This is a genomic window from Nocardia sp. 2TAF39 (assembly GCF_052114905.1).
Taxonomy (GTDB): Bacteria; Actinomycetota; Actinomycetes; order Mycobacteriales; family Mycobacteriaceae; genus Nocardia.
In genome coordinates this window covers 27,116-41,370 of sequence record NZ_JBFRFQ010000052.1, presented here as the reverse complement: position 1 = coordinate 41,370, position 14,255 = coordinate 27,116, and the positions used below count along the sequence as shown (strand labels likewise).

At 66.0% G+C, this 14,255-nt stretch carries 13 protein-coding genes; 11 read left to right on the top strand and 2 right to left on the bottom strand.

Annotated elements, in window-relative coordinates; genetic code table 11:
- Window positions 1-63: 63 nt before the first annotated feature.
- From qhpG to AB4Z47_RS25800, 11 genes are all read left to right on the top strand, one after another.
- On the top strand, window positions 64-1,548 hold the full coding sequence (qhpG, locus tag AB4Z47_RS25850; RefSeq protein WP_441954428.1) for a flavin-dependent monooxygenase QhpG: 1,485 nt from the start codon (window positions 64-66) through the stop codon (window positions 1,546-1,548).
- 161 nt (window positions 1,549-1,709) lie between these two features.
- A complete protein-coding gene (locus AB4Z47_RS25845) occupies window positions 1,710-3,107 on the top strand; it encodes a cation:proton antiporter (RefSeq protein ID WP_441954426.1) in 1,398 nt (465 codons plus the stop codon).
- Between the two features lie 309 nt (window positions 3,108-3,416).
- Window positions 3,417-3,611, top strand: coding sequence for a hypothetical protein (locus AB4Z47_RS25840; protein ID WP_441954424.1), 195 nt, complete (start codon window positions 3,417-3,419; stop codon window positions 3,609-3,611).
- A gap of 77 nt (window positions 3,612-3,688) precedes the next feature.
- The gene (locus tag AB4Z47_RS25835; RefSeq protein ID WP_441954474.1) at window positions 3,689-4,960 is read left to right on the top strand and encodes a cytochrome P450; all 1,272 of its coding nucleotides are present in this window, start codon (window positions 3,689-3,691) and stop codon (window positions 4,958-4,960) included.
- Between the two features lie 118 nt (window positions 4,961-5,078).
- Window positions 5,079-5,747 carry a hypothetical protein gene (locus AB4Z47_RS25830; RefSeq protein ID WP_441954422.1) on the top strand — a complete coding sequence of 223 codons (669 nt, stop codon included), beginning with the start codon at window positions 5,079-5,081 and terminating at the stop codon, window positions 5,745-5,747.
- 314 nt (window positions 5,748-6,061) lie between these two features.
- Window positions 6,062-6,766 (top strand): YcnI family copper-binding membrane protein, encoded by a 705-nt coding sequence (locus AB4Z47_RS25825; RefSeq protein ID WP_441954420.1) that lies wholly within the window; start codon window positions 6,062-6,064, stop codon window positions 6,764-6,766.
- Window positions 6,767-6,811: 45 nt separating this feature from the next.
- Entirely contained in the window at window positions 6,812-7,423 is a 612-nt protein-coding gene (locus tag AB4Z47_RS25820) for a hypothetical protein (protein ID WP_441954418.1), read from the top strand.
- Between the two features lie 378 nt (window positions 7,424-7,801).
- Window positions 7,802-8,449, top strand: coding sequence for an RNA polymerase sigma factor SigC (gene sigC / locus AB4Z47_RS25815; protein WP_441954416.1), 648 nt, complete (start codon window positions 7,802-7,804; stop codon window positions 8,447-8,449).
- Complete coding sequence (locus AB4Z47_RS25810; protein WP_441954414.1) at window positions 8,449-9,084, top strand: ATP-binding cassette domain-containing protein; 636 nt, start codon at window positions 8,449-8,451, stop codon at window positions 9,082-9,084. The genes sigC and AB4Z47_RS25810 overlap by 1 nt, the downstream gene beginning before the upstream one ends.
- Window positions 9,081-9,923, top strand: a complete 843-nt coding sequence (locus AB4Z47_RS25805) for a metal ABC transporter permease (protein ID WP_441954412.1) — start codon at window positions 9,081-9,083, stop codon at window positions 9,921-9,923. Before AB4Z47_RS25810 ends, AB4Z47_RS25805 begins: the two co-directional genes overlap by 4 nt.
- A gap of 32 nt (window positions 9,924-9,955) precedes the next feature.
- Window positions 9,956-10,708, top strand: a complete 753-nt coding sequence (locus AB4Z47_RS25800) for a metal ABC transporter solute-binding protein, Zn/Mn family (RefSeq protein WP_441954410.1) — start codon at window positions 9,956-9,958, stop codon at window positions 10,706-10,708.
- Between the two features lie 52 nt (window positions 10,709-10,760).
- Here the strand turns inward: AB4Z47_RS25800 and AB4Z47_RS25795 are convergent, their stop codons facing one another.
- Together AB4Z47_RS25795 and AB4Z47_RS25790 are read right to left on the bottom strand one after the other, a co-directional pair.
- Complete coding sequence (locus AB4Z47_RS25795) at window positions 10,761-12,398, bottom strand: class I adenylate-forming enzyme family protein (RefSeq protein ID WP_441954408.1); 1,638 nt, start codon at window positions 12,396-12,398, stop codon at window positions 10,761-10,763.
- Window positions 12,395-14,134, bottom strand: coding sequence for a CoA transferase (locus AB4Z47_RS25790; protein WP_441954406.1), 1,740 nt, complete (start codon window positions 14,132-14,134; stop codon window positions 12,395-12,397). The genes AB4Z47_RS25795 and AB4Z47_RS25790 overlap by 4 nt, the downstream gene beginning before the upstream one ends.
- Between the last annotated feature and the right edge of the window lie 121 nt (window positions 14,135-14,255).

Genomic DNA, 14,255 nt, shown 5'->3' with positions numbered 1-14,255 from the left:
GGAGTCGGTCAGGCCGCCGGTGCGGGCGCACTATCCGTTGTCAGCAGTTCCAGGGAGTTTGCTATGGGGAACAATCCGCATGTTCTGGTAGTAGGTGGCGGCCCAGCCGGTTCGACCACCGCGGCCCTGCTCGCCCGATCGGGGGTCCAGGTGACCCTCCTGGAACGAGAGAAGTTCCCGCGGTATCACATCGGAGAGTCGCTGCTGGCGTCGTGCTTGTCGACACTGCGCCTGTCCGGTGCCTACGACCGGGTTGCCGCTCACGGTTTTCAGGTGAAACGGGGCGGGTTCTTTCAGTGGCAGGATGATACGTGGCTGTTGGACTGGTCCAAACTCGTGGACGCGGAAGCCTGGTCGTGGCAGGTCGACCGAGCCGCGTTCGACAACATTCTGCTCCGCAACGCGTCCGAACAGGGCGCCGAGGTGATCGAGCAGGCCACCGTCAAGAATGTGCTGTTCGACGGCGATCGTCCGACAGCCGCCGAATGGACCGGGCCAGGTGACGATCGAATCCGAACTACCGAGTTCGATTTCCTCGTCGACGCTTCGGGAAGGGACGGCCTGTTGTCCAAACGGCATTTCGGTATGCGCCGACAGCACCGGGCGTTCCGGAACATCGCGATCTGGTCGTACTGGAAAGGCGCCCACCTGCATCCGGATAGTCCGGAAGGCGCGATCAATGTCGCGTCGACCGCCGAAGGCGGCTGGTTCTGGCACATTCCGCTGTCGGACGGCCGCTTCAGCGTCGGCTATGTTATTTCCGCTCGCCAGGCAGCCGAGAAACTACGTGAGCACGATGCACAGACGTACTACCTCGATGCGATCCGTGACAGTAAGGCAATGAGCGAACTGCTCGATGGAGCACAGCAGGTCGCCGAAGTGCGGGCCGAGCAGGACTACTCTTACACCTCGGATCGGTTCTGCGGTCCGGGCTACGCCATCGTCGGTGACTCGGCGTGCTTCCTCGATCCGTTGTTGTCCACCGGTGTACATTTGGCGACGTACTCGGGGCTGGTCGCCTCGGCGGCGATCGCGACCACCTTACGGGGCGAGATGAGCGAGACCGACGCACTGGCCTTTTACGAGTACACCTATCGACGGGCGTACACGCGATTCCTGTCCTTGGTTTCACGAATGTACGAACAGTACGTCGGTTCCACCGAATATTTCTCGCACGCCAGCAGCCTCACCGCGGTGCACAGTGGTGACTCCCCGCAGGAGTCGTTCACCAGGATTATGGCGGGGCTGACCGATGTGGACGAGTCCTCGGGAGAGCAAGAACGCGCCGGGACCGAGACCATCGTCTCCGAGGCCGAACGTTTCCACCCGGAGTCGGACGGGGTGAATATCAAATACATGGGTGGCCTGGACATGTCCCCGGTGTGGGACCACTGGCGCGACCCGTTGTCGGACACGGTGATGGGCGGTGTGCGAATTACGACCGAACCGGTACTCGGGCTGACCAATCGACCCCGCACCGCCGCGGAGATAGCGGCCGTGGCTCGCCCGGTCATCCCACCGACGGGTGCCGAAGCCGCCACCCATTAGCCCCGGTTTTCGGCGCGGATCTCCTCGGGAGAACAACTGCACGGAGCCGGCGGCTGTGCCGATCACTCAGTCCGTCCCCCCGAACCACCGGTCGATTCCCCGGCCGGTGGTTCGGGGCCTTTCGTGTCACATACCAGCCTGCTCGACGGAGGGGAGCTGCGATGCCGTCGCTTCTGGAAATCACCACTCACCTGTTCCTGCAACTGGCGGTCATTCTGCTGACGTATCGATTGTTCTGGCCGCTGCTGCGGCGATTAGGGCAGGTACAGGTGGTGGCCGTTATGGTCGCCGGATTCCTGCTCGGGCCATCGGTGCTCGGCTGGGCGTGGCCGCAAGCCCAGCAGTGGCTGTTCCCGACCAAGCTCGAGGTGGGCGGTGAGCCCATCATGCATCCGAACCTGACCGCGATATACGTGGTCGGGCAGCTGGGACTGATCCTGTATATGTTCCTGGTCGGCTCGTCGTTCAAGCTGGATATCCTCGGCTCGCATCTGCGGCAGGCCGGTGCGACCTCAGTGGTCGGGGTCGTGGTGCCAATGGTGCTCGGCGCAGGTGTCGGCTGGTGGATGGTAGGCCAGGGCCGGTACTTCACCGACAAGATGGCGAATTGGCAAGGGGCGCTGTTCCTTGCGGCGGCGGTCGCGGTGACCGCGTTCCCGATTCTGGCGTGGATCGTCTACGACTCCGGGCTGCTGAAGACGCGGTTGGGCACCATGTCGCTGGCGTGCGCGGCCGTCGACGACGCGTGCGCGTGGATTCTGCTGGCCGTTGTCGTGGCCACCGCGAAGGACAGCATGGGCGGTGCGTTCCTCGCTGCCGGTGGCGGATCGGCCTACGTACTGTTCATGACGCTGATCGGACGGCGGCTGCTGGCCAGGCTGGCCACGTGGCGGCCACGCAGTGGTGACAACGAACGCACGGGCGGACTCGCGGTCGGGCCGCTGGTCGTTGTGCTGGTGGTCGTGCTGCTGGCCGCGAGTTTCACCGATTTCGTCGGCATCCACTCGGTGCTCGGTGCGTTCATCGCGGGTCTGTGCATGCCGCGCGGTGAGTTGCTGGAGCAGATCCGGGAACGTTTGGACCCGTTGGTCGCCTACCTGCTGCTGCCCGCGTACTTCATCTACACCGGTCTCAACACCCAACTGAGCCTCGTCTTCGATCCCGCAGTGCTCGCGGTGACCGTGCTCGTGCTGCTGGTGTCCTTCGCGAGCAAGTTCGGTGCCGTCGGCCTGGTCGCGCGGTCGCAGGGTATGGGCTGGCGGGAGGCGGGTGCCATGGGCGCACTCGCCAACGCTCGCGGGCTGATGGAGTTGGTGTTGTTGAACATCGGATTGTCCGCCGGATTGATCACCGCCGAGCTGTACACGATTCTCGCGCTCATGACACTGGTCACCACCTTTGTGGCCACGCCGCTGCAGCGCATGTTCGAACGCAGCGCATGGAGGAACGGGATGGTCTTCGGGCCGAATGGGGAGCAGCCCAAGGAAACAGGCACGCCGTCCCGACCCGGCGACAGACCCGGCCGCAGCGACGACTCGACGCAACCCGCCTCGGCCTGAATCGGCGGATTCGGACACGAATGTGTCGGCCCCAGCGGAAACACCATCGCCGGGACAGCCCAGTCGACGATCGCGGTGAACGACCGCCCGGCCGCTACAGCGGTCGCCAGCACTAGTCAACGTCATTGCATTGTTGCTAGCGTGGGTCCCAGCCGCCAGGTTCTGGACGACAGGCCATGGGAGGCTGCAGTTTTCCCACCCGGTCAACGACGAGAGAGCTGATGAATCAAGATGCCGCCATGGTGTTTTCATGGTTCCGGCCCCTCACAATGCTGACCGCCATGGCAGTCGAGGTCTGCGGCACGCCACGTGAAACAGCAACGCGCGCGCACCGCCGCGCTGGCGCACGAGCACGCGGTCTACGAAGAGACTCTTGAGCCGGTTCGCCGGCGCGCTGCCGTCGATGCCGAGGCGATCAGCTTCGCGGTGCCGGTGAACGTGGAGGCCTCGGGTTCTCAGGGAGCGCCGATCGCCGCACTCGACGCACGTGATCGAGGCGCATGACTGCGCTCACTGAAAACTCTCATCGAATTTCTGTTCCATCGTCTGGAGTCACGTCTTTGACCACACCACAGTTTCCGATGTCCGCGCCGCACACCACTGCAACCGGAATCAGCCCCGTGCCGCACGGATCATCCATCGAGACCGATGCCCCCCGAGTTCTGCTGTATACGCCGGAGTTCGTCGCAGACCCGCATCACGCCTACCGCGAGATGCGGCGCAGGTACGGCTCGCTGGTTCCGATCGAGTTGGCACCGGGTGTGCCGGCCACACTCGTGATCAGCCACGCGACTGCGGTGCGAATCCTCAACGACCCCACCCACTTTCCGGCTGATCCACGAATCTGGCAGAAGACCATTCCTGAGGACTGTCCTGTTCGGCCGATGATGGCGTGGTTTCCGGCCGCGCGGTACAACGACGGACGTGTGCACGCTCGCTATCGGCAGGCATCCGTCGCGAGCATCGACGGGATCGATGTGCATGCCCTGCATCCCACAGTGGAGAGAATCGCCGTACCGCTGATCAATACCTTCTGCGAGGCCGGTTCCGCAGACTTGGTAACCCAGTATGCGTTTCCGCTCGTCCTCGAGGTCCTCAACCGGATGGTCGGTTGCCCCGCCGAAATCGGGCAGCGGGTCGCGAGCGGGATGGCCGCGCGCTTCGATACGGTCAAGGCCGCCCAGGGCATGCACATGCTCAAAGAGGCCCTGATGGAGCTGATTCGGCTCAAGCGCGCCCAGCCCGGCGACGACGCCACCTCGCGGCTGGCGCACCATCCGGTCGAGCTCGACGACATGGAAATATTCGCCCAACTGATGAGTTTTTACGGTGCGGGCTTCGAAGCGCAGCGCAATCTGATCACGAATGCACTGCTGCTGATGATCACCGACGACCGGTTCCGGTTCGGCGATGTTCTCGGTAGGAACCTGTCGACCGTCTCCGCGCTCGACGAGGTTTTGTTCAATGACCCGCCCATGGCGAACTTCTGCACAACGTACCCGCGGCAGCCGATAATGATCGACGGTATCTGGCTGCCCGCGGACCAGCCGGTCCTCATCAGTCTCGCCGCTTGCAACAACGACCCTCAGATCCGCGGGGACGATGCCCTCGTCGGGACCAGCGTCGGCAATCGCTCGCATCTGGCGTGGAGCTCCGGGCCGCACTCCTGCCCGGCCAAATCCGTCGCGTACCTGACTGTGCAGTACGCGATCGATCAATTGCTCGATGCCCTCCCCGAAATACAGCTGGCCGTGCCTGCGGACCAGGTGGTCTGGCGACCGGGTCCGTTCCACCGGGCCATGGCGGCATTGCCGGTCGTCTTCCCAGAGACCCCACCGTTGATCGTCGCGTAGGGCGACCGGGCTGTGTCGTGTATCACAGCAATTTCGGGAACTCGCGCGAGCGCGTCCGCGACCTGTTGTCGGCGGTGAATTCACGCTGCCCACAACGAAATCGGGAGCAGAGACAATAATGATGTTCGGTAAAGGTGCTGCGGTCGCGGCAATGGTCATCTCGGCTTTGAGTATCTCGGCGGGAACCGCGGCGGCGGATCCCGTCCAAGACACTCCGGATGTCCATTTCCAGGCCAATGTCGTCGACCGTTCCGTTGTCCTCACCATGGACGCCGGGGCCTTGACTGTCAGCGACAACCATCTGCAGTTTCTCGACCGGCACGGAGCGTCCGTCGCGACCCTGCCGCTGACCTACGTCCGCGGTGGCAACGCGATGCCGATCGCGGCGCAACTCGACGGCGACACCGTCACCCTCACCCCGAGCAACGACCCCGCCGACGCGAGCCCCCTCAGCGGATCGACAGCCCAAGAAATCGACGCGCTGTCCCACCCGAACTTCAACGCAGCCCTCGGCAACTTCAGCATGTCGATGATGGCCGCCGCGACCGTCGGCAGCCTGCTGGGCAGCGCGATCGGAGGCGGCATCGGCTGTGTCGCCGGAGGCGTCGTCGGCGGAGCCACCGGCGGAGTGGTGTCGATCGGCCTGCTCGCTATTCCCGCCGCGATCGGAGGCTGCCTCGTCACCGGCGCGGCGCTCGCCGCCATCGGCGCTGTCGCCGGCACCGTCATTGTCGGCATACCCGCACTGATCGCCGCCGGTGCCCAATTCTGGAACGACACCCACTGAGCACCGGATAGGCATGGAGGTCGTGGTCGGGATATGCCGGACCCTTCCACGACACCCGCGAATACGAATCCGACGGCACGGATGGACCGATACCAGGTCTGGCCGTGTCGGGCGACATGTTCCGGCACCGGAGTTCCGAGCTGTCCTTATTCTATGTTTCCGGGACGATTCGTCGCCGATGTTACCGCTCGGTGCTTCGCATTCGGTACGACCCGGGTTACCGAATGTGCGCGGTTCAGGGTTCGTGGTGGCATATCGTCGTCGGCGAGTATCTGTTGCGTTCGTTTTCTCACCGCGAAGGAGAGGTCTCGACGATGAACAGTTCTTGGATCGTGCGTACCGCGGCGGCGTGCGCCGCCGCGGCCACTGCGGCGACTATGGCGGCCGCTCCGGCATTCGGGCACGTGACCGTCTCAGGGCCGGATGCCTCTCGCGGAGGGTCGGCCGTCCTGGTGTTTCGGGTACCGAACGAATCGGCGACCGGAAGTCCCACTGTCGAAGTTGCGGTGCAGATTCCTGGTGTTGCCGCCGCGGACACGGAGGCGGCGCCGGGCTGGAAAGCGATGGTACGGAAAGACTCCGGCCGAAATGTCACCGACATAACGTGGAAGGCGGATGCCGGCGGCGGCATCGGGCCGAGCCAGTTCGGGCAGTTCTCCGTGCTGGCAAACGGGCTGCCCGATACCGAGAAACTGACGATGCCCGCGATGCAGACTTACGCTGACGGTCTGGTTGTGCGCTGGGACCAGGAGCCCAGCGATAAATCCGAGCCGGAGCGCCCTGCCCCGTCTTTGTCTTTGGCGGCAAAACAATCTGGTGGGATCAACAATCACGGCGACATCCAACCGGCGGCGTCGAGTTCCGGTTCGTCGACCGATACCACCGCTCGCTGGCTCGGCGGCATCGGCATTGTGTTGGGAGGGCTGGGCCTGATCGCCGCACTCGGCCTGCAGGTGGTTCGTCGCAAGTCGTCACCGCGTGGCGCTTCGGGGCGTGGTCGGGCGCCCGGCGTCCAGTGACGAATCCGTGGTCGTGACCGAAACCCGGCGGGGCACTGTCGGCGTGTGAGTGTCATGATGGACGACGCTATGAACAGTGTGCCCGTGCCCCGAAACGCGCGGACGGCACGTGCACTCTTGTTCGCGGGGATCGGAGTGTTCCTTTCGGCGCTGGGGCACGCGGCGACGGCGGGGCACGGTGTGCCGTTGTCGGCTCTGGTTCTGGCGTTCGCCGCAACCGGGTCGGTGGCGTGGGCGCTGGCCGACCGTCAGCGTGGCTTCTTTTTCATCGGCGGTGGGCTGGCGGCGATGCAAGCTGTCCTCCACCTCTGGTTCGGTGTCGCGTCGATAGCGAGTGAACACGGTTCCTCGCATGGGGCTGCGGCCGAATCGCCTGTCGTGCACGGCGGACCGGGCACGATGGTTGCCGCGCATGCTGTGGCAGCGATGGTGTGCGCGGTGTGGTTGTGGCGCGGCGAGGTGGTTCTGTTCGCGCTTCTGGCGGCGCTGTACGCACGGATTTTGGCGCCTCTGCTGCTGGTTCTCATCCATTCGTCGGTCGACAGCAATCCGCAGATCCCGGTGGAGATCGACCATCGCACAGAGATTTCTCGTCCAGGCGTGCTGCGTCATGTGCTGGCGCGGCGTGGGCCGCCGGTACCCGCAGTTCGATTCTGAGAGTTCGCCACCGGAGGCAGACACGCCTGTGCTGCCGTGGCGCGGACGCTGCCTGCCCGACCATCTGTCGGCGTTACCCAGCGCCCCGCATGCCTGTGGCGGATGTCGCCGCTTTTCTTGTCGCTGCTCGCGAGCAAGCCATTACGGCCCCGCGGCAGAGCCGGTAAGGACAGCTGGCTTTCCCGTCCAGCGGTTGTCGGGCTCCACTGCGCCGGCGTGCGCACTGCGCAGGTCCGACTGCCGGTCTATTCGACGCCACCGTCTGTGGTGTCGCGAGCCGAGATTGTGCGAAATGTCTTCTCTATTCCCTTTTCCTCGAACGTTTCGAAGCGCCGGGCGCTTTTCGGTATGTCGGATGCGTCGATGTGGAGGTCACTCATGTCCGACGAACAATTGACCGCGCTGGCATTGTCGGCCGGTGCCGGTAACCGAAATGCGTTGGAAGACTTCATTCGATCGACCCAGCGCGATGTGTGGCGTTTCGTCGCTCACCTCACCGACGTCCAGTCCGCCGACGACCTGACCCAGGAGACGTTCCTGCGGGCACTGGGTAGTCTGCCGCGTTTCGCCGGGAGGTCGACGGCGCGCACTTGGCTGTTGTCGATCGCTCGTCGCGTGGTCGTCGACCGGTTCCGCAACGTGGCCGCACGTCCGAAAAGCACTCACGTGCCCGATTGGTCGCAGACCCTCGACCAGCGTCCCGATCGGCGCGCACCGGACTTCTCCGAGGAGATCGCGCTGAACGACCTGCTGTGCTGTCTGCCGGATGATCGACGCGAGGCGTTCGTCCTGACCCAAGTACTGGGCATGTCCTATGCGGAGGCGGCGCAGACGGTGGGTTGCCCGGTCGGCACGATTCGCTCGCGGGTGGCCCGCGCCCGCGAAACCCTTGTCGCTGTGGTGAAAGGGATCGAGGTATCAGGAGGGGAGGGCGACTATTCCGGGGAACCGATCGAGGTGGCTGTGCGACTACTCCCGGGGACACCGCGCGGCGCGCGCGTGGCGACCCGTAAGGAGGCGGGGTGATGACGGGGCTGGATCTGCGGTTGACGGAGGTGTCGTGCCGGCACGGCCGCGTGGACGTGGTCACCGATGTCGACCTCGACGTGGCCTGCGGTCAGCGAGTCGCTTTGACCGGCACCAACGGGTCCGGCAAGACAACTCTGCTGCGCGCGGTGATCGGTCTGCACACGGCCGTGCACGGCGAGATCGCCATCGGCGGCCGTGCCGGCCGCGCAACGGCGGACTATTCGTGGCGGCGCCGGGTGTGCGCGTGGATTCCGCAGCGACCTGCGGCGGGCCGTTTTCCGCTGCTGGCCGGTGAGCTCCTGGCCAGCAGCGGAGCCACTCGGCACGCGCAAGCGATGGCGACGCGGTTGGGTGTGGGCGGGTTGCTCATGCGACCACTCGACACGCTCTCGGGCGGGCAGCTGCAGCGCATGCATCTCGCCCGCGCGGTCGGGTGCGTTGCGGCCGGCGCAGGCATCGTCCTAGCCGACGAACCCACGGCCGCACTCGATTTCGCGGGCCAGGAGGAAGCCGCCGAGGTGCTCGCGGAGTTACCCGTCACCCTCATCGTGGTTACCCACGACCGGGCGCTGGCACGCCGCTGTGACCGTGTGTTGGAGATGGCCGCGGGGCGGTTGCGGGAGGTGTCGTGAACGGGCCTGCGCAAGTGGCCGATCTGCTCGGGATGGCGTCGGTGCAGCGCGCCGGAATGGCATTGCTGTTGGGCTCGGTCGGGCTGCCGGTGATCGGTGTCGCGATCGTCGGGCTGGACATCATTCCGGTGCGGTTCGCGATGATGCACGTCGCGCTGCTCGGTGCCGCGGTCGGGATGTTGACCGGTGTGGATCCGGCGCTGTGCGGGCTGGTCGCGTGCGCGGTCGCGGGCGCTGCGATCAGCCCACTGGCTCGGACGCCGGAGACCTTGTCCGGCGCGATGGGTTTGCTGATGAGTCTGGCTGTTGCCGGTGCGCTTCTGATGTTGGCAGTAGCGGGAGTGAATGCCTCGGCGGCCTTTTCGCTGCTGTGGGGTTCGATTCTCGCGGTCCGGGTGCAGGACGTGGTCGTGTTGGCTGTGCTGGCGGTGGCGGTGCCCGCGCTGTTCTGGTGGCGGAGGCGGGATCTCGCGCTGCTGTTGCATGATCGCGAACTGGCGTTGGTTTCCGGTGTGGCGGTCGGGCGGCTCACCCTGGTCCTGCTCGTTTTGATCGCGGTAGCGGTGGCCGGAGCGATTCGGCTCACCGGTGCGCTTCTGGTCGATGCGCTCACGCTGCTGCCCGCCTTGGCTGCTCGCCGACTGGGGAACTCGCTGACCTCGATCATCTTCTGGGCCATCGGTATCGGCGTCGCCGTGAATCTCGTCGGATTTCTGCTGGCGCTGGCCTTCGATCTTCCCCCTGGGCCGGTTCTGGTCCTTACCGCGGGGGCAGTCGCCTTCGCGGCTCATCTGATCCCTGAACGGAGAAACATCTCATGGCGCGCTTCCGACCATTGACCGCCGGTATCACGGTGAGGACGAGCGCGGTCGTGGCAGCAAGTGTCCTGCTCGGTGGCTGTTCGAGCGCCACGAGCGAGCACACTCACGACCACGGTCACGCCCATCCGAGGGTCGTGGCCACCACCACCTGGGAGGCCGCGTTCGCCAAAGCCGCGGGCGCCGAAGAGGTGAAAGTCATTGTTCCACCGTCGGTGCACCATGCGCCCGACTACGATCCCAAGCCCTCCGACCTGACCGCGGTGGCGGAAGCGGACTTCGTGCTCTACGCGCCGTTCGAACCGTTCGCGGCCAAGCTCGAGGAAGCCGCGAAATCGAAAGCCGAACTGGTCGAGGTCGATCTCGACAATTCCGCGGAGAAAGTGAAAGCCCAGGTACAGGCGCTCGGCCAGCGCTTCGGCACCAGCGCGGCGGCGCAGACATGGACCGCGACGTTCACCGCCGAGTACGAGAAACTCAGTGGCGACGTCCGGTCGGCATGGCCGGGTGGCACGCAGCCGACGGCTATCGCCCAGGTCTTTTCGACCTGGGCTGCCGACCTGGCCGGTGCGCGGATTCTTGGCACGTACGGCCCCGAAGCGGTCACCCCCGGTCAGTTGGCCGAGCTCGCGGCGAAGAAGCCGCAGTTCGTGCTCGACAATGCGCACATGTCCACCGGAACCGTGCTGCCGGACGCCGGTGTCGAACAGGTGCCGATCGTGAACTATCCCGGCCAGGATGAGGATCTCTTGTCCGTCTACCGGGATGCCGCGACCACGCTGAAGAAGACGCTGTCCGGAGCCTGACAACCAAGGACGGTAGCGGGGCAGCTGTGAAAACAGCTGCCCCGCATCCTCTTCAGCGCACCGCCGCGGTCAGCTTCGCTTGCAGCGCCGCTCGGTCCGGTTTACCCGCTGGTGTCAACGGCAGGGCATCGAGCATCAGGATCGACTCCGGATGTTTGCCCCGCTCCATCCCGTTGGCTGCCAAGTGAGCACACAGCCGCTCGAGGTCGGGCACGCTCCCCGGCCGTGGAACGACACAGGCAGCCAGGCGTTCACCCAGCACGTCGTGCGGGACACCGATACACGCCACATCACGGACATCGGGATGGGTGGCGAGCACCCGTTCCACCTCGGCGGGGCTGATGTTCGCGCCACCGCGGACAACGATCTCCTTGAGCCGCCCGACCACATGCAAGCGGCCCGCGAGGTCGAAGACGCCGAGATCGCCGGTGCGCACCCATCCGTCGCTGGTGCGGTAGCGCGCGTCCAACTGCGGGTCTCCGACGTAGCACAGCGGCGTCATCGGGCCACGAGCGACTATTTCTCCGGTTTGGCCCGGCGCCGCGATCTGGCCGTTGTCGACTCGGTCGATGCGGATCTGCGCGACGTGCGGATCCGGTCGCCCGACCAGAACTCCGGAAGTCGTCGTTTCCGCGGCGATGTCAGCGATATCGGTGTGGCAGTTCACGCCGTCGGCCGAACCGTAGAGGTTCACCACCGAGCATCCGAAAGCTCGCTGTGCCTCCTGGGCGGTGGTGGCGTCGAGTTGCGAACCACCCAGGATCAGTGCCGTCAGCGACGAAGTGTCCGTCTGCGCCGCACCATGCTCGAGCATCATCCGAACCATGGTCGGGACTCCGAGCACGTGGGTGGGACGATGCCTTTCGATGGCTGCCAACGCCTCCAGCGGCGAGAAATGGTCGAGCAGAATCAGCGCGCCCCCATGTCGGGCCAGCGTGACGGCCGTGCCGTTGCTGCCGAATGCCGTGGCGAGCGGCACGAGGAAAAGGCTGCGTGGCGCTCGGCCGTCGGTCAACAACGAGGCCATGAAGTTGCCGCGGCCGCCGGCGAGCGCGTTGTGGGAGTAGGCGACCATTTTCGGCTCCGACTCCGACCCGGAGGAGACCAGAATGCGAGCCGCTGTGTCCGGATCGGGGCGAGCGGGCACGAAGTCCTGTCCTTCGCCACGGAACAGTCCGGCAAACGACACACAGTGATCCGGCACCGGATCGGTGCCGACCGCGGCGACAAAACGCAACATCGGCAACCGGCCGAGCAACTGCGCGAGATCGGCGGCATGGGCGTGTCCGCGGAACTCCGCGGCGGCCAGAACACCGACGGCGTGGGCGCGCCGCAGCAGCGACTCTGCCTCCCGGATGCCACGACCAGCCGGGAACGGCAATGCGACAGCGCCGAGTGCGGCCACAGCGAGGTCCGTGATGACGGCCGCACGACAGTTGGCGAGCTGAACGCCGACGACATCGCCGACACCGACGCCGTGGGCAGCGAGCCCCGCGGCAAGCTGCCGCGCCAGCGTGTCCAGTTGCGCGTAGGACACTTCGCCCTCGCTGTCCGACAACGCCGTCCGGTGCGGGTCCTGACAGCGGCGTGCCCGGAACAGCGAATACAGGTCCAAGTCGGGATAGCTGCCGTCGGCAGCCCAGGATCTGCGCAGCTGGCGGGGGACCAGATCGTGCAACGCGACGCTCATCGGAACCTCCACGGTGACGACACCGCGACGGCGCCGTGCTCGTCACGGGTCATGGCACCCGCGAAGCGGGGATCGGTGGGCAGGGCAGTGAGATCGGTGGTTACCGCGGTGGCGACGATGCCTCGATCACGAAGCATCGCGACGGCGTCGTCGGTGGACAGTGCACGCACCTGTGTGGCGCGCGCGGCAGCGGCGGCGGCATGGTCATCGACCGGTGTGAGTAGTCCGTCGACGGTCGGCAATGGGTGGCGGAACCCGGCGGGGCGGCGCGCGGCGTGACCATCGCGGGCCCGGTCCAGCGCTGGTGCGGTGAGCAGCTGCGCGGCGGCAAGCAGTGAGGATTCGACGCGGACACCCCGGCCGGTGCGCTCGCGTGCCAGCAGTCCCGCGAGAATCGCCTCCGTGCCCAGCATGCCGCCGAGCACATCCAGCAGCGTCATCAGCGACGGCACCGGCGGTTCGTCGACCGGGCGGGCCGCCTCCCCGACCGCGGTCCGGGCCTGCACCATGAAATCGGTGCCCATCGGTGCGTCGGCGAGCCGACCCGCCCAGCCGCTGGTGTAGGCGTACACCAGGCCGGGATTGGCCGCCGACAGCGTATCGGCGTCGAGTCCGAGTTGCTCGGCCTTGCCCGGCGCCCAGTTGTGCAAGAACACGTCGGCGTCGACGGCTAACTCGCACAGCCGTTTTCGGTCTGCGGGGGACTTGATGTCGATTTCCACCGCGTCCTTGCCCCGGTTGAGGGCCAGCCAGCGTGCGGAGATGTCCGAGCAGGTGGGCGGCATGCCTCGCAGTGGATCGCCGCCCGGCGGCTCGATACGCACGACGGTCGCGCCGAGCAACCCTAACAGCTGCGCGGCCAGCGGAGCCTGTACCCGGCGACCGGCTTCCAACACGGTGAATCCGTCCAGCGGGCGTTCGGTACTACATCGTCTGCGTCTCGGTGCGGTCGCGGGATTCTCCGAACCCAGGGTCAACTCCCACGGCAGCGTGGACTCCGCGCCGTGGTGCAGTTCTTCGGCGCGCTCGGTGAGCGTATGCAACCGGCAGACATCAGCGCCGGACGCGGCTGCAGCCGCCCGCACCTGGGCCCACGTGCGGGTCATGGCGGTGTGGTGCAACTCGCCGGGAATCGGGGCACACGCGGTGGCGTAGCGGAACTGAAAGGGTCGCCAGCCTTTTCCTACGGCGGCCATCGGCGCTTGCATGACACGCCAGAAGTCTGCCCACACCGCGACGTCGAGCGCTTCGAGCTCGAATCGAATGCCGTCGGAGGTAGTGAACGGTGGGCCACCGGGCCCGAGCGGGCTGGCTTCGTCGTCGTCCGCGCATGCTGCGGCGAGATACTGCGAGATGCTCAACAGCGCCACGCGATCGAGCGAGACATCCACCGAGGCAACCGAACTGCCCCGGATACGGCCGATGAGCGCGGCCAGCACGCCCTGAGCGGCGAGCACACCGGCGGCGGTCGAGACATAGTCGACGGCCAATCCACGCGGTGTCGCGTCGCGGCGTCCATGCACGAGCATCAGCCCCGCTGCCGCCTGCGTGGTCGCCTCGTCACACACCTCGCTGTCGGTGCCGCTCCAAGACAGGTGAGTCTCCACCGTCGCGCCGTGGGCGTCGGTGCGGGTTACCACGCCGCGGTCACCCTCGGAAGGTCCAGCGCCGAGCAACTGCAGATGCTGCGTCGCAATCGAGACCGGTCCTGGTGGGCCGCCGGTGCGAAACCGCACCCCTTCTAATGGTTTCGCCGTCAGTTGAGTGCCGGAAGTCCGCGTAGTGCCGAGTGTCATGGCTCCCCTTTTCGAGCAGAGTGACCGCCGCGGGAACTCAGTGGCGATCGCCTCCGACCAC

What these genes read in the sequence shown, in the direction of transcription:
- AB4Z47_RS25845 (WP_441954426.1), top strand. Translation starts at nt 1,710, where the DNA reads ATGCCGTCGCTTCTGGAAATCACCACTCACCTGTTCCTGCAACTGGCG.
- AB4Z47_RS25835 (WP_441954474.1), top strand. Translation starts at nt 3,689, where the DNA reads ATGTCCGCGCCGCACACCACTGCAACCGGAATCAGCCCCGTGCCGCAC.
- sigC (WP_441954416.1), top strand. Translation starts at nt 7,802, where the DNA reads ATGTCCGACGAACAATTGACCGCGCTGGCATTGTCGGCCGGTGCCGGT.
- AB4Z47_RS25795 (WP_441954408.1), bottom strand. Translation starts at nt 12,398, where the DNA reads ATGAGCGTCGCGTTGCACGATCTGGTCCCCCGCCAGCTGCGCAGATCC.
- qhpG (WP_441954428.1), top strand. Translation starts at nt 64, where the DNA reads ATGGGGAACAATCCGCATGTTCTGGTAGTAGGTGGCGGCCCAGCCGGT.
- AB4Z47_RS25825 (WP_441954420.1), top strand. Translation starts at nt 6,062, where the DNA reads ATGAACAGTTCTTGGATCGTGCGTACCGCGGCGGCGTGCGCCGCCGCG.
- AB4Z47_RS25810 (WP_441954414.1), top strand. Translation starts at nt 8,449, where the DNA reads ATGACGGGGCTGGATCTGCGGTTGACGGAGGTGTCGTGCCGGCACGGC.
- AB4Z47_RS25830 (WP_441954422.1), top strand. Translation starts at nt 5,079, where the DNA reads ATGATGTTCGGTAAAGGTGCTGCGGTCGCGGCAATGGTCATCTCGGCT.